This is a genomic window from Nocardia coffeae, assembly GCF_019890715.1.
Classification (GTDB): domain Bacteria; phylum Actinomycetota; class Actinomycetes; order Mycobacteriales; family Mycobacteriaceae; genus Nocardia; species Nocardia jiangxiensis.
In genome coordinates this window covers 372,942-394,485 of the sequence record NZ_JAINZY010000002.1, presented here as the reverse complement: position 1 = coordinate 394,485, position 21,544 = coordinate 372,942, and the positions used below count along the sequence as shown (strand labels likewise).

Annotated in this window: 23 protein-coding genes and 1 pseudogene; 13 read left to right on the top strand and 11 right to left on the bottom strand. The window is 66.0% G+C overall.

Annotated features, from left to right (window positions below; genetic code table 11):
* Nucleotide 1: 1 nt before the first annotated feature.
* Nucleotides 2-979, bottom strand: coding sequence for a helix-turn-helix transcriptional regulator (locus K7711_RS10915; protein ID WP_222967838.1), 978 nt, complete (start codon nt 977-979; stop codon nt 2-4).
* 61 nt (nt 980-1,040) lie between these two features.
* Between K7711_RS10915 and K7711_RS10910 the strand changes: the two genes are divergently transcribed.
* From K7711_RS10910 to K7711_RS10890, 5 genes are all read left to right on the top strand, one after another.
* Nucleotides 1,041-1,616 (top strand): DinB family protein, encoded by a 576-nt coding sequence (locus K7711_RS10910; protein ID WP_222967828.1) that lies wholly within the window; start codon nt 1,041-1,043, stop codon nt 1,614-1,616.
* Nucleotides 1,613-2,074 carry a VOC family protein gene (locus tag K7711_RS10905; RefSeq protein WP_222967826.1) on the top strand — a complete coding sequence of 154 codons (462 nt, stop codon included), beginning with the start codon at nt 1,613-1,615 and terminating at the stop codon, nt 2,072-2,074. The genes K7711_RS10910 and K7711_RS10905 overlap by 4 nt, the downstream gene beginning before the upstream one ends.
* 360 nt (nt 2,075-2,434) lie before the next feature.
* Nucleotides 2,435-2,935 (top strand): TetR/AcrR family transcriptional regulator, encoded by a 501-nt coding sequence (locus K7711_RS10900; protein ID WP_235747003.1) that lies wholly within the window; start codon nt 2,435-2,437, stop codon nt 2,933-2,935.
* Nucleotides 2,936-2,964: 29 nt separating this feature from the next.
* Complete coding sequence (locus K7711_RS10895) at nt 2,965-3,315, top strand: hypothetical protein (protein ID WP_222967821.1); 351 nt, start codon at nt 2,965-2,967, stop codon at nt 3,313-3,315.
* Nucleotides 3,316-3,328: 13 nt separating this feature from the next.
* On the top strand, nt 3,329-4,354 hold the full coding sequence (locus K7711_RS10890) for an alpha/beta hydrolase family protein (protein ID WP_222967813.1): 1,026 nt from the start codon (nt 3,329-3,331) through the stop codon (nt 4,352-4,354).
* Between the two features lie 232 nt (nt 4,355-4,586).
* Here K7711_RS10890 and K7711_RS47490 read toward each other — a convergent pair whose 3' ends face one another.
* The 4 genes and pseudogenes from K7711_RS47490 to K7711_RS10880 form a co-directional block, all read right to left on the bottom strand.
* Entirely contained in the window at nt 4,587-5,126 is a 540-nt protein-coding gene (locus tag K7711_RS47490) for a DUF5753 domain-containing protein (protein WP_235747094.1), read from the bottom strand.
* A gap of 105 nt (nt 5,127-5,231) precedes the next feature.
* Nucleotides 5,232-5,423, bottom strand: a pseudogene (locus K7711_RS48385) (helix-turn-helix domain-containing protein); the annotation flags it as partial.
* Nucleotides 5,420-6,001: a DUF6879 family protein gene (locus tag K7711_RS49275; RefSeq protein ID WP_372460122.1), complete on the bottom strand. Its 582-nt coding sequence runs from the start codon at nt 5,999-6,001 to the stop codon at nt 5,420-5,422. The pseudogene K7711_RS48385 and the gene K7711_RS49275, both read right to left, overlap by 4 nt.
* Nucleotides 5,943-6,284 carry a hypothetical protein gene (locus tag K7711_RS10880; protein ID WP_235747002.1) on the bottom strand — a complete coding sequence of 114 codons (342 nt, stop codon included), beginning with the start codon at nt 6,282-6,284 and terminating at the stop codon, nt 5,943-5,945. Before K7711_RS10880 ends, K7711_RS49275 begins: the two co-directional genes overlap by 59 nt.
* A gap of 206 nt (nt 6,285-6,490) precedes the next feature.
* On the opposite strand from K7711_RS10880, the gene K7711_RS10875 reads away from it, so the two are divergent.
* Nucleotides 6,491-6,754 carry a hypothetical protein gene (locus K7711_RS10875; RefSeq protein WP_222967809.1) on the top strand — a complete coding sequence of 88 codons (264 nt, stop codon included), beginning with the start codon at nt 6,491-6,493 and terminating at the stop codon, nt 6,752-6,754.
* Between the two features lie 597 nt (nt 6,755-7,351).
* Nucleotides 7,352-7,594 carry a hypothetical protein gene (locus K7711_RS10870; RefSeq protein ID WP_222967807.1) on the top strand — a complete coding sequence of 81 codons (243 nt, stop codon included), beginning with the start codon at nt 7,352-7,354 and terminating at the stop codon, nt 7,592-7,594.
* Between the two features lie 79 nt (nt 7,595-7,673).
* Here the strand turns inward: K7711_RS10870 and K7711_RS10865 are convergent, their stop codons facing one another.
* From K7711_RS10865 to K7711_RS10850, 4 genes are read right to left on the bottom strand one after another with little or no spacing between them, the layout of a single operon-like run.
* The gene (locus tag K7711_RS10865; RefSeq protein ID WP_222967805.1) at nt 7,674-8,639 is read right to left on the bottom strand and encodes an ABC transporter substrate-binding protein; all 966 of its coding nucleotides are present in this window, start codon (nt 8,637-8,639) and stop codon (nt 7,674-7,676) included.
* Nucleotides 8,640-8,656: 17 nt separating this feature from the next.
* Nucleotides 8,657-9,448: an ABC transporter ATP-binding protein gene (locus K7711_RS10860; protein ID WP_222967797.1), complete on the bottom strand. Its 792-nt coding sequence runs from the start codon at nt 9,446-9,448 to the stop codon at nt 8,657-8,659.
* A 1-nt stretch (nt 9,449) separates the two neighbouring features.
* On the bottom strand, nt 9,450-10,313 hold the full coding sequence (locus tag K7711_RS10855; RefSeq protein ID WP_222967795.1) for an ABC transporter permease: 864 nt from the start codon (nt 10,311-10,313) through the stop codon (nt 9,450-9,452).
* Nucleotides 10,314-10,330: 17 nt separating this feature from the next.
* Nucleotides 10,331-11,662, bottom strand: a complete 1,332-nt coding sequence (locus K7711_RS10850; RefSeq protein WP_222967793.1) for an arylsulfotransferase family protein — start codon at nt 11,660-11,662, stop codon at nt 10,331-10,333.
* Nucleotides 11,663-11,817: 155 nt separating this feature from the next.
* On the opposite strand from K7711_RS10850, the gene K7711_RS10845 reads away from it, so the two are divergent.
* On the top strand, nt 11,818-12,861 hold the full coding sequence (locus K7711_RS10845) for a LacI family DNA-binding transcriptional regulator (protein WP_308014629.1): 1,044 nt from the start codon (nt 11,818-11,820) through the stop codon (nt 12,859-12,861).
* Nucleotides 12,862-12,874: 13 nt separating this feature from the next.
* Here K7711_RS10845 and K7711_RS10840 read toward each other — a convergent pair whose 3' ends face one another.
* Both K7711_RS10840 and K7711_RS10835 read right to left on the bottom strand, forming a co-directional pair.
* Nucleotides 12,875-13,387, bottom strand: a complete 513-nt coding sequence (locus K7711_RS10840) for a DMT family transporter (RefSeq protein WP_222967791.1) — start codon at nt 13,385-13,387, stop codon at nt 12,875-12,877.
* Nucleotides 13,384-13,896 (bottom strand): DMT family transporter, encoded by a 513-nt coding sequence (locus K7711_RS10835; protein ID WP_222967789.1) that lies wholly within the window; start codon nt 13,894-13,896, stop codon nt 13,384-13,386. The genes K7711_RS10840 and K7711_RS10835 overlap by 4 nt, the downstream gene beginning before the upstream one ends.
* 397 nt (nt 13,897-14,293) lie before the next feature.
* Here K7711_RS10835 and K7711_RS10830 point away from each other — a divergent pair, with 397 nt between their 5' ends.
* The 5 genes from K7711_RS10830 (at nt 14,294) to K7711_RS10810 (ending at nt 21,283) form a co-directional block, all read left to right on the top strand.
* Nucleotides 14,294-15,310 (top strand): ABC transporter permease, encoded by a 1,017-nt coding sequence (locus K7711_RS10830; RefSeq protein WP_222967787.1) that lies wholly within the window; start codon nt 14,294-14,296, stop codon nt 15,308-15,310.
* Nucleotides 15,311-15,371: 61 nt separating this feature from the next.
* Nucleotides 15,372-16,442 (top strand): sugar ABC transporter substrate-binding protein, encoded by a 1,071-nt coding sequence (locus K7711_RS10825; RefSeq protein WP_222967785.1) that lies wholly within the window; start codon nt 15,372-15,374, stop codon nt 16,440-16,442.
* Between the two features lie 2 nt (nt 16,443-16,444).
* Nucleotides 16,445-18,679, top strand: a complete 2,235-nt coding sequence (locus K7711_RS10820) for an ABC transporter permease (protein ID WP_222967783.1) — start codon at nt 16,445-16,447, stop codon at nt 18,677-18,679.
* A complete protein-coding gene (locus tag K7711_RS10815) occupies nt 18,676-19,779 on the top strand; it encodes an NHL repeat-containing protein (protein WP_222967781.1) in 1,104 nt (367 codons plus the stop codon). The genes K7711_RS10820 and K7711_RS10815 overlap by 4 nt, the downstream gene beginning before the upstream one ends.
* On the top strand, nt 19,772-21,283 hold the full coding sequence (locus K7711_RS10810; protein ID WP_222967779.1) for a sugar ABC transporter ATP-binding protein: 1,512 nt from the start codon (nt 19,772-19,774) through the stop codon (nt 21,281-21,283). The genes K7711_RS10815 and K7711_RS10810 overlap by 8 nt, the downstream gene beginning before the upstream one ends.
* Nucleotides 21,284-21,544 lie beyond the last annotated feature (261 nt).

Below are 21,544 nucleotides of genomic sequence, written 5' to 3'. Positions count from 1 at the left end.
CTCAGGATTCCGTCGTCGCACCGGCGGCCACGAGCCGGTCCGCGAGAGCGCGGCAGCGCTGTGCGAGTTCGGGCGGGTCGAGCACGGTGAACTCGTGCCCGAGCAACAGAACGTGCAGCAGGACCAGGTCCAGATCGTCCGCGCCGCTGAGGATTTCGCAGCTTCCATCATCGCGCGGGCGCACGACGGCGGCCTGTCCGGGGATCTGCGTGCGCACCGTCTCGGCCGGTGCCCGCACGAGCAGATGGGCCCGGTGCGGATACGCTCGCACCGCGACCCCCTCCTGCACGTACGACGCCGCGGGCGGCATCTCGCGCGGCCGGAAACGCCATGTCCGCGCGGCGACCTCGGTCATCCGGTCCACCCGGAAGCTGCGCCAGTCGTCCCGGTCGAGGTCGTAGGCCAGCAGATACCAGCGCCGGTCCGAGGCGACCAGGCGATAGGGTTCCACGCGCCGCCGATCCGGCGGGGTGGAGGACGGGTAGCCGAACCCGGCCTCGACCTCGTCCCGGCACGCGCGGGCCAGGGTCATCAGCACCCGCGGATCGACCGGCGCGCGGCCTCCGCCGAAGGATTCCACCGCACCGGCCAGTGCGGCCACCTCGGGCCGCAGGCGAGTGGGCAGCACCCGGTCGAGTTTGGTCAGCGCCCGCAGTCCCGCGTCGCCGTTGCCGGTGATCGCGCCGCCCGCGCCGACGAGCAGGGCGACCGCGGTGGCGATGGCCTCCTCGTCGTCGAGCAGCAGCGGCGGCAGATCCGGACCGGGGCCCAGGCGGTAGCCGCCGCCGATACCGTGCCCGGAGTGAACGGTGTAGCCGAGGGTGCGCAGCCGCTCGACGTCACGCCGCACCGTGCGCGAGGTGACCCCGAGCCGGTCGGCCAGTTCCGGACCGGTCCAGATCTGACGCTGCTGCAACAGCCCGAGCAGGGTCAGCACCCGTTCGGTGGTACCTCGCCCGTCATCATCGACCGTATCCATATCTTCAGACTGCCAGAGGCTGCGGACCGTTTCTGTCCGCAGGTCGTGTCAGGGTGTGCCCATGACCACAGACCAACTCGATTGGAACCGCGTACTGCGCGAGCAGTGTGAATACCACTGGGAGAACCAGGTGCGCCCGCGCCTGGCCGGGCTGACCGACCAGGAGTACTTCTGGTCCCCGGTGCCCGATCCGTGGAACGTTCACCCGCGCGGCCACTCGACCGCCGCCATCCAGGGCGGCTCGGGCGAGTTCACCATCGATTTCGCCTACCCCGAACCGGATCCCGTGCCGTTCACCACGATCGCCTGGCGGCTGGGACACGTCATCGTCGGTGTCCTGGCCATGCGCAACGCGGCGCATTTCGGCACGCCCGCAACCGATTACAACACCTGGGACTACGCCGGAGACGCGGCCACCGCACTCGAACAGCTCGAAACCCAGCTCGATATCTGGCTGACCGGAGTGCGCGGCCTCGACGAGGATGCCCTGTGGACCCCGGTCGGCGAGAAGGAGCCCTTCCCGAAGGAGCCGATGGCCACCCTGGTCCTGCACATCCACCGGGAGTTCATCCACCACATGTCCGAGGTCTGCCTGCTGCGCGACCTCTACCTGCACACCGAGGGCGCGACCCGATGAGCCGCGAAATCCAGATCACCGTCGACGCACACGACCCGCGCGCACTGTCCACCTTCTGGCGCGAGGCGCTGGGCTACATCCACCCGGGCCCGCCCGGTGTCACCCTGGCCGCCGGAGCCGACCCGCTCGCCGCCTGGGACGAGTTCCTCGCCGGCCTGGGCATCCCGGAGGATCAGCGCAACACCAGATCCGCCCTCGAGGATCCCGACGGCCGCGGCCCACGCGTGTTCTTCCAGCAGGTGCCCGAGGACAAGATCACCAAGAACCGCCTGCACCTCGACCTACGCGCCGCCCCCGGCCTGCGGGGCCCGGACCGCATGTCGGCCCTGGAAGCCGAATGCGACCGCCTCGTCGCACTCGGCGCCACCCGGCAACAACTCCACGACCCCGCTCCCCCGATGTCCGCGGGCCACATCGTCATGGCCGACCCAGAGGGCAACGAGTTCTGCCTGGACTGACAACCCCCGGTTGACTATCCGGCCCTCGGCAGGAAGTCACGATCAACGAAACTCGCGTAGTCCGGAAGGCCGACCGAGCGATCGACCGCCCCCTGCGACTCCGCCCAGTTCACCTGGGCGGCAAGGCATGTCGAAGCGATCGCACGGTAAACCGGCACGCCGTAAGAAGGCGAGCCGCCTGGCAACAGGGAAGGCGGCGACGACAAAGAAAACCCATGAGCTGACTTCTTCGAGTTCGTCGTCGAGAGTATGTCTCCGGGCGGGGTCTACGTCGGTGCCGAGTAGACCCTCCGGCGGTGGAGGAATTTTGAGGAACGATTGTTCTTGACTGATCGTTCCTCAAAGGTTTATCGTCGTTGCATGGGCAGGAGAAGGGCGTTCGACGAGGACGAGGTGGTGCACGCCGCCGTGGGGTTGTTCGGTGGCCGCGCGTATGACGGGGTGTCCGTCGACGACCTCGTTGCCCACCTCGGCGTGCACCGCAACAGCCTGTACAAGACGTTCGGCAGCAAGCGTGGCCTCTACCTGGTCGCCCTGCGCCGCCACCTCGCCGACGACGTCGGTCCCTTGGTCGAAGCGCTCGCCGCGGCTACCGATGCCGCGTCCGCGCTGCGGATCATCGCGTCGGCCGACCTCGGTCTGCTACTGCTCGCGGCAGTCGAGCGGGCACCGGTCGACGAGGAGGTGGCCGCCGAGGTGGCCGCGGCGCTGGCCGCCATCGACCAGGCGATCGCCGACGCGCTCGGCATTTCCACTGCCCTGGCCGCTGGGCTCACGGCTGCCGCGCTGGGCATCGGCCTGCGGGGCAACCCCGACGGTGTCGGCGCCGCGCTGACCCAACGCCTCGATCCTCTCAACTGACGATTCTCTCCACTGACAAGGAATAAGACATGGCATTGGTCCACATCGCCGGCGACGACCTCGTTGTCGTGATCGAGGGTCTCGACAAGCTCTGGGCCTTCAAGAGCAGCCTGACCATCCCGCTGGCCAACGTCCGCGGCGCGACCGCGGATCCCGGCATCGCCGCCGACCCGAAGGGGATCCGCGCGCCGGGTGCCCATGTGCCCGGCATGATCGCGGCGGGCACGTTCCACCTCGACGGCGAGAAGGTCTTCTGGGACGTCAAGGATCCGTCGAAGGCCGTCGTGATCGAACTTGCCGACGAGCGCTACGCGCGCCTGGTCGTCCAAGTCGACAACCCGCGCGCGACCGTCGCGCTGGTCGAGAACGCCCTGCGCTGAAAGAGGTAAGCCGATGTTCTTCCGCCTCGCCGCGGTCGTGATGCCGCTGGCCGTCGTGACCGCGGCCCCGGTCGAGGCGACGCCCGGCCTCGTGCCCGCCGCCGACCGCGAAGTCGTCTTCACCGTCGACGGGACGACGACGTACGGCACCCTGCATCTTCCCGCGCACCGTGCCGGGCAACGGCTGCGCGCCGCACTGCTGCTGCCCGGCAGTGGACCCACCGACCGCGACGGCAACCAACCACGCATGTCCCCGAACACCCTGGCGCAGGTGGCCGACGCGCTGGACGGCGGCCGGGTCGCCACACTGCGGTTCGACAAATACGGCACCGGCCGCACCGGGCTCGGCGCCTACCACGACCACCCGGAAACACTCGACTACCCGGCGTTCGTCCGTCAGGCAGCGGCCGCCTACGAGTCGTTGCGCGATCAGCCGGAGACCGATCCGCATGCGCTGATGGTCCTGGGGCACAGCGAAGGCGCGATGACCGCCCTGCTGCTCGGCGGCACCGTCGACCCGCGCCCGACCGGCCTGGCACTGTTGCAACCGCAGGCGATCCGCCTATTGGACCTGGTCGCGCTGCAACTGCACGCCCAGATCGCCGCGGCGGCCCGGCAGGGTCAGATTTCCTTGGAGCAGCAGAGCGCGATCGACGCGGCGATCGACGCCGCCATCACCGCCCTACGCGAGCACCGACCGGTCGACACCACCAACCTGCCGCCTGCGGTCGCCCAACTCTTCCAGACCTTCCAAGGACCGAGCAGCCGGTTCGTGGACAGCGACGACGCCATCTACCCACCGGACACCGCTGCCACTCTGCGGCCGGCGACCAGAGTACTGCTGACCTGTGGCACGAACGACACCCAAGTCCCTTGCGCCACAACGGACGCCCTGACCGCCGCCCTACGCCGTGCGGACGTCGGCGGCCCGGGCCGGGTGCCACTGCCCGGAGTGGACCACCTGCTACACGACGCCGACCACCCGAATACCCCCGCCCCGGCCGTGCTCGACGCCCTGCACCAGTTCGCGGGGCACTGACGTAGACCGAGGACGAAACCCCGAGCCCGTGCGAGGCGTACCACGCAACCATCGAGGCCCTCGCGCAGGAGACCGGGACGTTTCGCGGCATGTTTCCGGGCAGGCACACCGCATACCAAACCCACCCCGCCGAGTTCACTGCCCGGGCTGGACGTTCTGTATCGGACAACGTTAGACGCCTTCGGCGGCACCCACCCAGTCTAGAACGCCAACGAATTTACGACTCGAGAAACTAGCATGTCCGGGTGTTCAGCGCCTTGCGGATAAGCTCTCTTGCTGCCTCGCCGGTCACCGACTGTCCGGCGAGAGTGTCAAACGTCTGACCGTACACCGTGATCTCTCTCGGCTGCGTAACGGTCAACTCCGCCGCTGGCGTCTCCACCATCACCTTTTTGTCATCGAACATGACAAAGTTAGTAATCTGCATCGGCAATTCAGCGGTAGCCGGGACAACACCGAATCTTACGCGCGGTAATCCGATAGCAGCAAGCAACCGATCCAACTGCCCTAGCATGACGCCATTACCGCCAACAGTGGTGTATAACGCTTGCTCTGCCACGATAATATGAAACCGGCGATCTCCTCGGTACAAGAGTTGTTGCCGCCCCAAACGCTTGGCTACACCGGCTTCCAAGTCGTCGGGTATCCGATGGCGCTCGATTGAACGTTTAAGAATTTCTTGTGCATACTCCGCTGTCTGCAAGATTCCGGGTATCAGCGTTGGCTGATAAACCCGCATAAGCCTTGTAGTCTCAGCGAGTTGTACCGACATGTGCTGTCGTCGCCTGGTCCCCGCGTTGAGGACACGCCTCCATTCGAGGTATGCGGACGCTATGTTTCTCGCCGTAGCGATCAAGTCGGATACTTGGTCCTGCGTGCCTGTGAGTTCACACCACAGCCTTATATCCTGCTCGGTCGGCTTGGTCTTACCGTATTCGATTTTCGGAACTCGGGTTTGATGCCAGCCAGCCCTACGGGCTAGCTCGCTTCCGCTGAGTCCAGCACTGAGGCGCAACTCCCTGAGCCGCGCCCCAAGCGCCTCTTGCTGTTGTTGAACTGAATTTGTCACGATGCGGAGTTCACCGACGACGCAATGTATTCTCGGTACGGAATCGACTGCCGCCACAACCGGGCTTGAACCGCAGTACACGATTCGGTGATTCGAGGATCTGTTGTCACAGCCGCACCGGCAGGCTTACCGGAATGATCAACCAGATTGAATGCAACCTTCTGGCTGTCGAATATCCAGAAATCGTCCGTCGGCACCTCCGATAAATCGACTAGATGCCTAGGCAGATACCGAATGTCTTCCCCGGCATCTACGTTGCTCCCGGTTATCGACAGCAACCACCGGTGATAGTCACTATGTGGAATCGTCACAACACGTACCCGGCTGACAGATACGCCCCGCGCGGTAGTTTCTTCTATCAGTTCGTTCCAGGCACGCTTGCCATACTCTTGCGCTGGCTCTCCGGCAAGAAACCGCCGTAAGGGCTCCGATTCGCTCGGAACGGCGTAAGAGTCTCTGACTTCGAGGTGAAAAGCCGATTTCCGAGTGTGCCGGAACAGTTCAGGCCAAGGCGTAGTCTTAATCAACTCCACCGTAGTAAGTCCTCCGTTTCTTCGGAACCTCGATAGCGGTTTCATCGTCCGCCAAGGTGAGTTGGGCTAGTACGTCTGGTTCGGTCACCGGTCGACCAGTGAGCCGGAACGTCCCCCGGCCGGTGTCGTCCAGGTCCGCACCGATGAACGTGTCCGGTTCGGCGGCGAACCCGGTCAGTAGATGCGGAATCTCTACAGTGCCAACAGTGTTCGTCTCCCAACCTTGCACAAGGTAGGTGTCCAGGTCGGTGGCGTACAACGTCGGGCAGTCTCCGTCACCCGATCCGCCTTTGCCCAGGAACCTTAACCGCATGATCTGGCCTCTCATTCGAGTTAGGCGCAACTATGCTCACACCAGTACCCAGGATGCCTACAGGCCAGGCAAAGATCCAGGGTAAAAGCTAGTTTCAGCATAGTTCGGCATACACATAGACGCGCTTGGTTTCGTCTTCGTAGCTTCGAATCAGCACCCGGGGCTGGTGAGAGAGGCCCCGGTCCCGGGTTGCTTTCCACTGGCCGACTACAGGGGTCGAGATGAGCGCAGACGGAGACAGACAACGCAGGGGCACAAGGCTTTACACGTTTCCCGGTGGCGTGTTCGAGGTAGAGGAGTCCCCCGAAGACGAACCAGGCGTAGGGGTGTATCTGGAGCACCACCCCCGACAGTCGGGGAACGACGCTCGGGCGTTCGGCACCGAGGAGGGGATGCAGAGGCTCAGGCTGGTCAACAGCGAGACGGAACTCATCGGGAACGGAGTTCCCTCCGGAGAGCCGCTCTCCGATCGGACTCACCAGTGATGGGGCTGTGTCTGGCCTTCGGGGTGCCGTTGGCGGCGTTCTTCGCCTTGCTGCTCTGGCCGCGTAGGGGTGAGGACCAGTGATTGATCACGGCCAGCGATCGGAGATCGCACAGCCCTGGCCGACACGCAGCGAGCCCGGAACGTATATGCCTCCGGAGATGGCTACCGGAGCTAAGGCAGAGCCGTTGCCAGTCGAGGTAATCGTTCGGTTTCGGGACGCGCTCAAACACGCGGTCAACGATTGTGACTTCATATTCCCTGCGAATCATCCGGACGTACGCTCTCCGCAGATAACCGGCGGAGGTCTGGCCGGGTGTGATGCCCCGCCCGACTCGCATCGAGTGCAATTGGCCCTGGAGTACGAACAGGGTGGACGCTGGGTAGTCGCATCCGTGAAGACCGACAACGCCGTTCCACCGACCTTCAAGTCGGGCGGACGCCGCTACGAGGTGTCTACCGCGTGTTACGCCGGTACCTGGCGGTTGGCGGTAGCCATCCGCGGAACGATCCAAGGTCACCAGTTCCGTTTCGAAGACCACTCGGGCAGTGTGGAAGTACCCGCCTCCACGTGACCCACGTTTCCAAGGAACCCGCGATGACGACTCCCGAGCCAGTCAAATTCCCGATAGACCCGGAGAGCCCCCCGGAGTTTCCTGGAACGATGCCTGGAGACGTGGCTAGGGACTTCTGCGACCGGCTACAGGCGATCGCCGAGGAGGCCAACGCCTACCTCGGTCCGGAGCACCAGGCGCTCGAGGCTCTGGACCTGGCCGCTCACGAACTGATGATCACAACCCCATTCACTCCTCGGTACGCCGAGTACGACCCGGAGAACTGAGCTTTCCGGGCGGCAGCGTCGGCTACGAGCCTGTAGCAAGCCCACCAGCGTCGACCATGAACCGGGAACCCCCGGTCGACTATCCGGCCTTCGGCAGGAAGTCACGATCAACGAAACTCGCGTAGTCCGGGAGGGTGACCGAGCGATCGACCGCCCCTTGCAATTTCGCCCAGTTCGCCTGGGCGGCAAGGGCTCCGGGGAGGTCTGCGGGGAGCTGGATGGTGTAGTCGAACTCCGGGAGGATGCGGGTGAGCAGGTCCGCGGGGAGTTGAGTGGCGGCGGCGACGGCCGAGATCGCCGGGGCGGCGCGGGTGGTGAGTTGGGCGCTCGCGTCGTTCAGGGCGGCGAGGAAGCCGGACAGTGCGGCGGACTTGCCGGATACCGCCGTATCGGTGGCCAGGTAGAGGCTGTGCTGATCGTAGGTTCCACCGGCCAGTTCGACCGCGTCACTGCCGAGGGCCTGTTCGACCTGGGCCTGGTAGGGCTGGAAGATGGCGATCGCGTCGACGTTGCGCTGCGTCGCGGCGGTGACCGCCGCGGGCGGCGCGACCTGGACTAGTTTCGCATCGACATTGCTGTGCGACAACGCATTCGAAGCGAAGTAGGCCGCACTGGTACCCAGCGGGGTGCCGATCGATTTCCCGGACAGGTCGTTCACGGAGCTGATTCCGGCGCTACGACGGGCGACGATCCGCGAGCCCTGCCACCGCGAGCCGTCACCGATGATGCGCAGGGTCGGCGTGCGGGTCAGCGCCGCGGCGGTGGGCACATCGGCGGCGGTGGTGACGTCGACTTGGTGGGCGGCCAGCGCCTGCAGCGCCTCTACACCGGTGGCGAAGTCGACCACCTTCACCTTCACCCCGCGCTTGGCGAAGTAGCCGCTCTGCTCGGCGACGGGTATCTGCGCCCACGAGGGATCCACGACGAAGCCGACCGTGAGGGTCTTGGGATCGGAATCACCGGTGCCGGTGCAGGCGACCAGGGATCCGAGCAGGGCCAGGAGTGCGGCGACCACGGTGATCGGCCGAAGAGTACGCGATGTCATGTTCTTGCCTTCGTAATTCAGCGTGACGTCGAAGTAGTTGCGGGAGAGATGGTTTCGTGATCGCGATCGATCCCGAGTTCGTGGTGCAGCGTGCGGCGCAGCTCGCTGTATCCGGGTTGGTCGGCGAGGGTGTCCGCGGGGCGGGGCCGATCGAGCGGGTTGGTGATCCGGTTCGTGATGCGCCCGGCGTGCAGCACGCTGATCGTGTCGGACAACCGGATCGCCTCGTCCACGTCGTGTGTGACGAAGACGATCGTGCGCCGCAGCCGGGTCCACAGATCGATCAGCAGATCCTGCATATTGAGCCGGGTCAGGGCATCGAGCGCGGCGAACGGCTCGTCCATCAGCATGATGTCGGGTTCACCGGCCAGCATCCGGGCCAGGCCCACCCGCTGGCGCATGCCGCCGGAGAGTTGATTGGGCCGTTTCCCGGCGATGTCGGCGGGCAGACCCACCAGTTCGAGCAGTTCCTCGATCCGCTCGCGACGCTGCCCGGCGGGGAATCGCCTTGCCCGCAAGGCGAATTCGATATTGCCCGCGACGCTCATCCACGGGAACAACACGTCGCGCTGGAAGGCGACGCCCCGGCGCGGATCGGGGGCCAGCACCGGCTCACCGTCGTCGGTGACCGTGCCCGAGGTGGGCGCGATCAGCCCGGCAAGACAGTGCAGCAGTGTCGATTTCCCGCTCCCGGACGCGCCGACCAGCACGGTGAACGCGCCGTCGGGCACCGCCAGATCGATACCCCGTAGGGTCGGATGTGGATTTCCCGGGAACTGCAGGACCAGATCCCTTGTCGCGATAGCCATTTCAGCGCACCTCCTTGGCCCAGCGCAGCACCGGCGCGGTGATCGCGACGATCACCAGATCGCAGAGCGCGCCGAGTATTCCGAGCACGATCAGGCAGAAGATCAGCCGATCCGCCTGCGAATACAGCTGCGCCTGATAGATCCGATAGCCGATTCCGGCGGTGGTTCCGGTCATCTCGGCCACCACGATCAGCACGAAAGCCATTGCCGCGCCGACTCTTACCCCAGCGACCACATCGGGTATCGCCTCGGGGATCACGATCCGGGTGAGCGTCTGCCGCCGCCCCGCGCCCAGGCATCGCGCGGCTTGCAGATAGTCCGGCGGGGTACCGGAGAATCCGGAGTGACTGTTCATCCAGACCGGCACGAACACACCGAGCGCGATGACCAGAATCTTGCTGTTCTCACCGAGCCCGAACCACAGAATCGCCAGCGGGACCAGGCCGATCGTGGGCACCGGCGCCAGCAGCCGCAGCACCGGCTGCAGCAACCGACGGCCCGCGCCGGTGTTCGCGGTGAGGATCGCCGCTCCGATCCCGACGATGCCGCCGACCACCAGCCCGAGCATCGCCCGGCCCAGGCTCGCCCCCAGATCGGGTAGCAGGAGTCCATCGGTGTACAGCCCGCGCCCCGCGCGGAGGATCTGCGGCACGGCCGGAAACAGTTGGCGCGGAAAGACTCCGGTGGCGGCCACCACGGACCACAGCAGCGCCGCCAAGACGATTCCGGCGATCGTTCCCCCGGCCACACGCCAACGTCGGCCGAGTAGTCCAGGCAGTTTCCGCCACCCCCGCGCCCGGTCGGGCGCGAAGTTCGTCGTCGCCGGGTCCGCATGCCCGGCCCTGATGTGCAGGCTCGATGTCATCTGCTCCGAACTCTCTGCTATGCGCTCGAATGCGCGGTGGTGCGCAGATCGACTGCGACGGGCGCGGTTTCGGGCGCGCCGAGCGGCACCCAATCGAAAGGCACGGCCTGGGCGCGGTAGACCATCGGCGTCGAGGTGAGACGATCCACGCCCGGCACGCGCGGCTCGCCCACCTCGGGCTCACCACCCACACCGAGTCCCTCGTAAGGCGACACGTACTCCCACACCACGCGTCCTTCGGGAGTGACCTGGAAGATCCGGCCCTGCATCCCCTCGGTGATCAGCGTGTTGCCGTTGGGCAGGCGCTGGGCGTTGCCGACGAAGGAGCTGAAGAACGTCCACGACGGCAGCCCGGAGTCCTCGGCGGTGTACTGCCAGACGATCTGCTCGGTGACCGGATCGATCTCGAGCACCCGCGATCCGGCGTAGATGCCCAGGGGCGCAGGCGGATACCCGGCTCCGCCCTGATTGTCGAAGACGAGGATATTGCCCGCGCCGGGCAGTCCGTCGGCGATCAGATGCGGATTGTGCTGTCCGGAGATCTGATCGAGCGCACGCGGCACCTTGTGCGCGTTGATGCGCTGATGTTGCGCGCCCGGTGCCGCGTCGAAGTACGGACCCACCTGCCAGACAATCGATGTGGTCACCTTGTCGATCAGCGCGATGATATTCGCCTTGCGAGAGCTGATCAGGATGTTGTCCGGATGGAACACGCCGTTCGGATCGGCGCGATGCCAGCGGTTGGGTCCGAGCGACTTGGCGCTGTTGATCTCCAGATAGCCCCAGGGATCGTCCGGATCGCGAGCAACGGTCTCGCGCAACGCATCCCAGCCCGACTCGGAGAACCCCAGTTCGGCCAGGTGGTCGCCCACGCGCCACTCCCACACGATCGCACCGTCCGGATCGACCTCGTAGAGCCCTTGATCGCCGACCGGATGCGGCCCCAGCTCGGGTACCACGCGCGGAATGGTCACCAGCAGCAGCCGGTTCCCGTTGGGCAGTAGTTCCCAGTCGTGGTTCTGCCGCGCCGCGCCGCCCGGGGCCTGGGTACCCCATTCCCAGACCGGCTCGCCGGACCAGTTCAGCTGTCCCACAGTGCCGTTCGCGTAGATGCCGCCGCGCGGATCGCCGCTGAACGACAACCGCAGCCCGACCTCGCCGAGCCGCCCGCCTGTCAGCGCCGGATCGATGATGCGCGGCGGCACGCCCGCGAAGGGCCACTCGTGCCGGACCGCGCCGCTGGTATCGATCAGGCGGGTGATCGAATCGGCGCCGGTGAACAGGATGTAACTGTCATGAGCCGAGTCCGGGTCGTGATAGGTGACGCCGGTGAGTCGTACGAAGGCCATGCAGTTCACTCCATCAGTCGGTTGTTAAGCGTCCGGATCACGGATGTTACGAATCTAATCGATTTGCGCAGCACGTTATATGCGCTGAGACTGTAAGAATCAGAACGATTTCAAGCATGGCCCGATGCGACGCGGGCGAGGACATTGGAGCGGATGTGACTGCCAAACGTGCGACCCTCGCCGATGTGGCCCAACGCGCGGGCACCTCCACGGCGGTGGTCAGCTATGTACTCAACGACGGCCCGCGACCGGTGTCGGACCGCTTGCGCGCCAAGGTCCTTCGCGCGCTCGACGAGCTGGACTACCGCCCCGACCACGCCGCGCGGGCGCTCCGCCGGGTGCGCCGCTGGCGGCACCTCGGGCTGCTGGTGCCCGACGTGCGTCTGCCGCTGTTCGGCACCCTGGTCGGCCAGATCGAGATCCAGGCCCGCGCACGCGACCACCTCACCCTCCTCGGCAACACCGGATACGACCCGGAACGGGAGATCGAATTCGCCGGAGCCTTCGCCGATTCCGGTATCGACGGACTCGTCGTGGTCGGCGGCGCGAACGGCAGGGCCACCGCCGAGTTGTGCCGCCAGTCGCGCATCCCGATCGTGTGGGTGCACAACAACCGCGACCACGTCGAGTCACAGGTGGTCGGGGCCGATCACGTCGACTCGGGCAGGCTGGCGACCGCACATCTGGTGGAGGCGCACCATCGCGAGAACATCGCATTCGTGGGCGGTTTCACCGCCGCGGAGGTCGAGCACGGCGACCGCGAGACCGTCGCACAGCGATACGCCGGATACGTCTCGGTCGTCGGCGAGAGCGCCGCACGGCACCTCCCCACCGATCTCACCCCGTCGGGCGCCTACCGCGCGGTGAGCCGTCATCTCGCCGCCGGACCGCCGCCCGACGCCCTGGTCGTGGGCACCTACGGCCAGGCCGCGGCGACCGTGCGTGCGGTGACCGACGCGGGTCTGCGTATCCCGCAGGACATCTCGGTGGTCGGTTACGACGCCGACCCCGCGAGCGCATATACCCAGCTCACCCTGACCAGCGTCCAGCAACCCATCGCCACCATCGCCCGCGCGGCCCTCTCACGCGTCCTGGACACCCCCGCACGCGCCGCCGACACCCCACTCCCGCCGATCGAGATCGAGCTGGCCATCGGCGAAAGCTGCGGATGCGCGATCCCGGACACCGGACGGTCGTGAACCTTCGCCAGGTTCAGTACTTGGCCATCAGATACGACCCGGCGATGATCAGCGCGCACGCTGCCACCCGCTGCGGATTGATCCGCCGACGCGGAAAGCCCATCACGCCGAAGTGATCCATCGCCGTGGCCAGGAACATCTGCCCGGCGATGATCACGGCATTGAACGTGCTGACCCCGACACTGGAGGCGACGGTGATCATCGCGAAGATCGCCGCGCCACCGGTGAGCCCGCCGAACGGCGCCCACTTGGGCATCGCCGCCAGATCCGCCCGCGTCGGCCAGCGCCGCGACGCACGCGAGGAAAACAGCAGCGACACAACAAGTATCAGGCCCACACCCGTGAGCGCGACGGCATACGAGATCACCCCGCACAGCCAGACGTTCTTCAGCGCCAGCTTCATCGAGTTCTGGCAGCCCGCCTCGACCGAGCGCAGTGCGCCGCCGATCAGCATGAACGCGAAGACCAACGCCATCATCGAGCGCGGCAGCGCGGGGCGGGCAGCGACCGGGGCAGTGGTGGTCATCGGGAAACCCTTTCGCTCACAGGGGAAATGGCCGAGTCGGCCGGTGCGGAGTCCTTCGCCATGAGATAAACCGCCGCGCAGATCAGCCCCGCGGCCACCAGGCGAGGCGGGGTGGCGTGCCGGACGGCGAACCCCATGAGCCCCAGATCGTCCATGACCAGCGCGACGAGCATCTCGCTCACGATCACCACCGCGTTGAACGTCGCGACACCGACATACCGCGCCACGGTGATCATGCCGACCACCGCCACCCCGCCGACCAGCCCCCCGAACGGCGCCCACCACGGCAGATGTCGTAGGTCGGCGATGCTGGGCCAGGGCGTTTTCGACACCAGCACCGAGATCAGCAGGAAGATCGAGAATCCGGTCAGCGCAACGGCATACGAGATCACCGCACACAGCCAGATATCGCGCACATACAGCTTCTGCGTGTTCTGGCAGCCGACCTCGACGGACCGTAGTCCGCCGGCGATCAGGATGAACAGGAAGACGAATCCAAGAGTGAACACGGCCACGAGCAGACGACCTTCGGACTAGAGCAGTCATGGATGCCACGCCCCGCCGAGGCCCGTACACACAACGGTTCCGACCGAACACCCACCCGGGGCGTGACGCGTTCAATGTACCGTCAAATAACGGCACTATCAATAGCGACATATGTAACCCGGTGGCGCGGACCCGAATTCACCTCCGGCGACCGATCAGGTCCGCCCCAGCCCTTGCCGCCTGCGACGGATCCAGTGATCCCGCAGCCATCGCCGGCCGATCATCCGAACGTCCTAGTCGAATCCGACCGGCGTCGGATGCCGCCGCTTTGTGCACTGCGACACAGTTGTCAGCCACATCACATGACTGACGAGGAGCGGCGATGGATCCATCACACAACAGCGACGGACGTGGTCGACGATGACCACGGCCACCCCGGACATTCGCGTACACCTCCCGCCCCGGGCCCGGATCGCGCGGGTCGAACAGGGCTATCTGGTGCTCGGCATCGCCGTGCTGGTCTGCCTCGTGGGCGGGCCGGCAACTCCGAACTTCCTGTCGCTGAACAACTTCACCAGCATCGCGAGCCTGTCGGCGGCCTTCGGAATCCTGGCCGTCGGTGAGGCCGTTGTCATCCTCGGCAAGGGGATCGACCTCTCGGTCGCCGGAATCGGACTGGGATCGGCGCAGGCGACGCTGGCGTTCATGAATCGCGGTATGCCCGAGGGCCGAGCGATCCTCCTGATGGCCGGGCTGGCACTGCTCATCGGCGTGGTGAACGGCGTGCTGATCGCATACTTCGAGGTGCCGGCACTGTTCGCGACGCTGGCGACCGGGATGCTCGCCATCGGCGGGGTGGACATCCTGTTCCTGAGCCAGAACGTCTACAACGTGCCGGGCGGATCATCGATCGCGGCATTGAGCAACGGCTCGGTACTGGGCATTCCGCGTCCGGTGCTCGTGGCCGCCGCGATATTCGTCCTGGCATGGCTGTTCATCTCCTACACCTCGCCGGGCCGCCTGATCCGCGCCATGGGCGACAACTTCGATACCGCCCGCGCCACCGGCGCACCGGTGCGTCCGCTGCAGGTACTCACGTATGTGATCGCCGCTCTGCTCGCGGTACTGGCCGGATACGTGACGGTGTCGATTCAGGGCAGCGTGCAGACCACGGTGAGCTCGTTCGATCCGATCCTGTTCACCGCCTTGACCGTTGCCGTGATCGGCGGTGTGTCGCTGTCGGGCGGTCGCGGCACGATCCTCGGCGTGCTCGCGGGTTCGCTGTTCGTCGGTGTCCTCGACAACCTGCTGGTCCTGCACGGGCTGACCACCGCCGTGCAGGACCTGATCCGCGGCGCGGTGCTGATCGCCGCGATCGCCTTCGACGCCTGGCTGCATCCGCGCAACGTCGAGACCGAGAAGTCGGGCGAATTGTAATGCCCTCCCCCACAAGTGTTTTCCCTATCCACGACAACTCACACAGCAGAAGGGTTCGACGATGAACCGTAAGAAGATACCCGCCCTGGTGATGGCCGCCCTGGCGGCGTTCGCCATCGCCGGATGTTCGGTCCAGGGCGGCTCCGGTTCCGGCGCAGCCGCATCGGGCGAACATGCCTTCGGCGCGAATGTCGAGATGAACGCCGCGGTGCAGAAGGCCCACGACGTGATGAAGGGCAAGAGGATCGCCTTCGTCCCGATTCTCTACAAAGGCTATGCGCTGACCGAGAACTGGGGTTCGACGATGCAGCGGGCGTTCGGCAATCTCGGCGCCGACTTCCAGGTCTACGACTCCAATTTCTCCAGCGACCGGATGATCAGCACGATCAACGACCTGATCGCCCGCAAGGCGGCCGATGTGCTCGTACTGCAGAATCAGGATTTGGGCCTGCTGGACAGCGCGATTCAGTCCGCCGAGCGCGCCGGTATCTACACCGTGGTGCTGAATATGATGTCGACCCGGCTCGGGGACGCGTTCATAGGTGTCGACGTCGCGCACGCTGCCCGCACGATCGCGCAACGCGCGGCCGATGATTGCGGTCGCCGCAACGCACCGAAACAGGTCGCGGTGATCGACGGCCCCGGCAACGACCCGGCGTCGATCCAATGGGACCGGGGCATCCACGAGGTGCTCGATCCGCTGGGATACACAGTGAACGTCGCTCATTCGCAGTTCCAGAACGCGGTCGCGCAGCAGGCGGCGGAGTCGATGCTCCAGCAGTCGCAGGGCAAACTGTGCGGTTTCCTGGTGACCTACGACGTCAACGCGGTCACCGTCGGCCAGACCGTCGCCAATGCGGTCGGCCGCGGCCAGGTGACGCCGGGTTCGGTGGGCACCTACACCTTCGACGCCGACAAGAGCTGGTGTGATGCCCTGAAGCAGGGCCTGGTCACCGCCTCGGTCGCCTACGACGTGCAGGGCATCGGTGAGGCTGCGGCGGTCGCCGCCCAGCAGCTGATCCAGTCCGGCGTCAAACCTGGTGGCAATCACACCGTCTCCTTCGTCGCCGACGCGATGGTCGACAAGTCGAATGTCGACGCCGTCTCCATCGCCTGCTACAAGGGCCAGTAAGCATGACCGCGAACCCACTCGTCGAAACCCCGCCGCCCGCAACGTCTTCCAGGACGTTGACGCGCGGGCGGCTGGGGATAACCTACCTGTCTCGAGGCGTGGACTCCTTCCCGCTCACCGGCGGTAGATGGTCCGACCGCATCGCGCGCTACCGCACGCTCTCGGAGCTGTTCGAGAAACGCTGGATGGAGGGCGCGGTCCCCCTCGGACTGGCGCTGATCCTCTGCGCCGTCGTGCTGTCCACCACCCGGGTCGGCGCCGACAACACACCCCTCATCCTCGACCAGGCGACCGAATACGGCCTGCTCGCAATCGGTTTGACGGTGGTATTGGTCGGCGGCGGCATCGATCTGTCGGTCGGTTCCGTCGTCGGGGTCGCCTCACTCGGCGCGATGGTCGCCGACCGGGTGTGGAACTGGCCGATGCTGCTCGTGGTGCCCGCGGCGGTCGTGATCGGGGCCGCGCTCGGCGCGATCAACGGCTTCCTCATCGCCCGTCTGAAGATGCGGCCGTTCATCACCACCCTGGTGACGCTGATCGCCTTCGGCGGCGCGGCCTCCGCACTGCAGAGCGCGTACAGCACGAAGATCGGCATCGCCAAGCCCGACATCATCTGGGATTTCCTGAGTTTCGGCAAGATCGCGGGAATTCCGACGGAGTGGTTCATCTTCCTCGTGGTGCTGATCGTCGTCCACCTCGGACTGACGCGCTCCCGCTGGGGCTGGTGGGTCACCGCGGTCGGCTCGGATCGACGTTCCGCGCGCCGCAACGGCATTCCGGTCGTCGCCACCACCTTCTGGGTCTATGTGATCTCCGGGGCGCTCGCGGGCCTTTCCGGCCTGCTCACCGCTGCCCGGCTCGGGCGCACCGATCCCAACGTCGGAAACGGCTGGGAGATCATCGCGCTGACCGCGGTGGTACTCGGCGGGGTGAGCCTCAAAGGCGGTCGCGGTTCGGTGCTGCGGGCGACGGTCGGTGTGCTCGTCGTGGCGATCATCCAGCAGGCCACCATCGCCGAGGGCGCCCAGGGGTCCTATTACACGGTGATCCTCGCGGCCGTGCTGCTGTTGTTCACGGTCCTCGATCTCAAATGGGGCAAATATCGTCAGCGCACGGTCGACAAGCTCAAGATCGACCCGGCGAAACTGGTTCTGCCGCCGCTCGCCGATATCACCGCGCCCGGCAGTATCTGGAATCTCAACAGCCGCCTGACCGACGCGCCGCCGATCGGTCTGGGGCAGATCCGCGGTGCCGAGGACTGTGCAGTCGACGACGACGGCAATGTGTTCTGCGGTGATCAGCGCGGCTGGGTGTGGAAGTTCGCTCCCGACCGCACCGAAGGTGAGATCTTCTCGCGCACCGGCGGTTTCCCCTGCGGACATGTCTTCGACCGCGACGGGCAGCTGGTGGTCGCGGTCGGCGGAATGGGCATCTACCGGGTCTCGCCGGACGGGGAATCGGAACTGCTGGCCAACAAGGTCAAACGCAGCCCGTTCTCCCTGCTGGACGACTCCGGGCTGCGCGCCATCGACGACCTCGATGTCGCCCCCGACGGGTCGATCTACGCCTCGGACTTCTCCACCCGCAACAACACCGCCGACTTCCTGGTCGAGCTGGTGGAATTCCGGGCCAACGGACGCGTCGTGCGCGTCGACCCCGACGGCAGCACCGAGGTGGTCGTCTCCAACCACGTGTTCCCCAACGGAATCTGCACCTCCCACGACGGACAGTCGATCCTGATCGTCAGCACCGGACTGTGCCGGGTGGATCGGTTGTGGATCGCCGGGCCGAAACAGGGTCAGCTCGAACCGGTTCTGGAGAACCTGCCCGGTTACCCGGACAATCTGAACCGGTCCTCGGACGGCAACTACTGGCTGCCGCTGTGCGCGATGCGGACCCCGATGTCGGATCTGCTGCGCGAATATCCCGGCGTGCGACGGCGCATGACTCGCGAAGTGTCGCTGGACAACTGGGTCGTTCCGCAGCTGAACATGTCGTGCGTGATCAAGTTCGACGATCGCGGACGGATCCTTCAGGTGCTGTGGGACGAGACGATGGCGAACTACCCGATGGTGACCTCGGTCAAGGAACACTCCGGCCACCTGTACCTGTGCGGTGTCAGCAACAACCGCATCGGCCGACTGCCGCTGCAACCGAGTGAAATCGGCTCCATCGACCCCAATCACGTTCCGGGACTTACGGATACAACGCACGCACCCGCCGGGGTGATCGGATGAACCGCACGTTCGCCACCCTCGCCGAATGGATCGATCCGAGCCGGGGACAGCACCGCACCGTACCGCCGATGGATGCCGGGCTGCGGCCCAACCGGCGACTGGACGAGGCGCAGCAGTTACTGCCGAACGATATCTACGAACCCGACGACATCGTCATCGCCGAATCCGGTTCGGTCCTTTTCAGCAGTGGCAGGTCCCTGTTCTCGCTGCGCGACGGCGAGGTCCGGACCCTCGCAGAACTACCGGGGCCGGTGGGTGCGCTCGTCCGCCGCGGCAGCGTGGTGATCGCCGCTGTCGAGGGCACCGGCCTCGTCGCCGTCGACGTCTCGGGGACGGTGACCGAACTGTGCACCGACCCCGTGATCTCCACGTGCGTCACCGACCTCGCGGTCCTTCCCGACGGTGCGCTGATCGCCACGGTCGGTTCGCGAAACCATGACGCGCGCAACTGGTCTCGGGCGCTGGTGCAGGGAGATCGGTCCGGCCTCATCGTCCGGTTGGACGGCTCGCGGGCACGGGTCCGAGCGCAGGGGCTGGGGTGGCCCTCGGGCATCGAGATGGCCTCCGACACCGAGGTGCTGGTGTCGCTGAGTTTCGAGCACCGCATCGAACTGCGCTCGCTGGATTCGCTCGCCCACTCGTCGCGTGCGATCGCCCGCAATCTGCCGGTCTATCCGGGGCGGTTGGCGGCGGCCGGTGACGGCTGGTGGGTCGCGGCGCCTTACATCCGCAATCGAGTGACCGAAATGTTGCTCGACGAACCCGCGGTCATCGAGGAGATGGTGGCACGGATCGATCCCGAGGACTGGTTCGTGCCGCGACTGCGCTGCACCAACCCCTACACCGACACCATGCAGATGGGTCAGCTGCGCGTGCTCGGTGTGGTCAAACCGTGGGCGCCGGCGCGCTCGTGCGGGGTGGTGCTGCGCATCGACCGGACCGGACGGGTGGTGGAGAGCGCGCACGCGCGCGTCGACAGCAAGCGGCACGGCGTGACCGGCGTCGCGGTCTGCGGCGGCCGAATCGTGGCTGCCGCCAACGGGTTCGGCAATCTCCTGCACCTGGCCGCCGAGAAGGAACGAGGTGAAACGAATGCCTGACGCGGACAACGAGACCACTCAGCCGGTGATTCGGCTGTCGCAGGTGAGTAAACGCTACGGCGGCACCTACGCCCTGCGCGCGGTCGATTTCGATGTGCGGCCCGGTGAGATCCACGCCCTGCTCGGTGAGAACGGCGCCGGCAAATCCACGATGGTGAAGATCATTTCCGGCGCCGTCACCCACGACAGCGGAACGCTGGAGGTGGACGGCACCGAGCGCACCTTCACCGCGCCGAAGGATTCGGCGGAAGCCGGAATCTCGATGGTGTACCAGGAGGGTTCGCTGGTCGAGACCATGACGGTGGCGCAGAACCTGTTCATGGGCAACGAGAAGGTCTTCAACAACCTCGCGCACCTCGACATCGTGGCGCGAGAACTGCTGGAATCGCACAACTTTCACATCCGCCCGGATGTGGCGGCGGGCGCGCTGGGTGTGGGCCGGAAGCAGATGGTCGAGATCGCGCGCGCGGTTCACCGCCACGCGAAGGTGGTGATCCTCGACGAGCCGACCTCCTCGGTGACTCCCGAGGAACGGCTGCAGCTGTTCATGTCCATGCAGCAGCTCAAGCGCAAGGGCATCGGCGTCATCTTCATCACCCACATGCTCGACGAAGCGTTCGAGGAAGCCGACCGAATCACCGTCCTGCGCGACGGCGAAGTGCAGGGCACACTGTCCGGACCCGAGTTCAGCCACGACGACGTGGTGCGAATGATGTTGGGGCGCAATGTCGAGATGGGCCGCGTAGCGCCCGGCCGGGAACCCGATCCGATGCCGGTCCTCGAGGTCGAGGACGTGACATTACTACCGGCGGTTCGCAATATGTCGTTCTCCGCCTACGCCGGTGAGATCGTGGGCATCTACGGTCTGGTCGGCGCCGGCCGCAGCGAGGTCGCGATGATAGTCAGCGGCATCATGAAGCGGCGCCGATTGCGCGGCGGCACAACCAGACTGAACGGCCGTGAGGTGCGATTCCGTACACCGCGGCACGCGCGCAAGGCGGGCATCGTCTACATCACCGAGGATCGCAAGGCCTCGGGCTTCTTCAGTCACCTGACCATCGCCGACAACATCTATCTCGGTCATCTGTGCAGTGCGCCGCGGCTGCCGTTCCTGGTCCGCCCGGGAGTGAAAAAGTCTGTGGCGCAACGATTCGTCGAGCTGTTCCAGGTTCGAACCCTGGAACCGCACCGGGCCACGCTGGAGGAACTCAGTGGCGGCAATCAGCAGAAGGTCGTCCTCGCCAAGGGGCTGACCCGCAAACCTCTGGTCGCCATCATCGACGAACCCACCCGCGGCGTGGATCTGGGTACCATCCCCGAAATTCACGCCATGATCCGCGGACTGGCCGACGACGGTGTGGCAGTCGTGGTCATCTCCTCGTACATGCCCGAGATACGGGCCCTGTCCGACCGAATCCTGGTCGCCAAGAACGGGACGATCGCCGCCGAATTCGCCCCGGAGGAGGCCGATGAGACCCAGCTGATGTTCGCGGCCGTTCACTAGGGCGACTCCTGCCCGCACAGCCCCGGCTCGACGCGAGCCGGGGCTGGAGCGCGTTCCCGTACCTGTTGCGGCACAGGGACAACGCCCAGGACCGTCGTCGGTGATGTCGCCCAGCGGCGACGCGCTGTGGGTTCTGGGCACCGACCGGCCAGAACATCCTGCGCCGCTACCACATCGGCGAGGACGGCGTCCTCGCTCCGGACGACAGCACGATCATCGCGACCGGGACGCGCGTCGCGGACGGACGCACGCTGACCCTCG